1 pseudogene is annotated in these 460 nt (G+C 71.7%); it reads left to right on the top strand.

From position 1 onward, the window contains the following. A pseudogene (locus tag ACU8YE_RS25075) lies at positions 1-292 on the top strand (C45 family autoproteolytic acyltransferase/hydolase); the annotation flags it as partial. Positions 293-460: the final 168 nt, after the last annotated feature.

Genomic DNA, 460 nt, shown 5'->3' on the forward strand with positions numbered 1-460 from the left:
GCTATTCGGGCCGGAAAGCCAGTGGGAAGGCGACCCCACGCGCGAGCGCTTCGCGCACCTGAACGCGGTCGTGGCGGGGATGACGGGCGCCGATGTGCGCGGACGCGCGGCGGCGATGTGCGGCGCGGCGGGCGACGCGGCCGTGGTGTGTTTCCACCCGGATCGGTCGATGCCCGACACCGAGCGCTGGGAAACGCTGCTGACCGTCGGCATCGATACCGACGCGTGCGCGCTCGACTACGTGGCCGGCAATCCGCACGACCTTGCGCGCGACGGGTTCATGCGGTTCTGACGCGACGCGCGGGCGACGGTCGACAGGGCGGAACGGCGGCACGCGTGGGCCGCCGTTGTGGCGCTCAGGCGTCGATGCGCTCGACCTTGCCGACGAGCAGCCCGTACGACAGGCTGCCTGCGAGCGCCATCGCGGCGATGTAGGTGATCGCGTGCGAGAAGTCCGCAC

It is taken from the genome of Ralstonia sp. VS2407 (genome assembly GCF_052950655.1).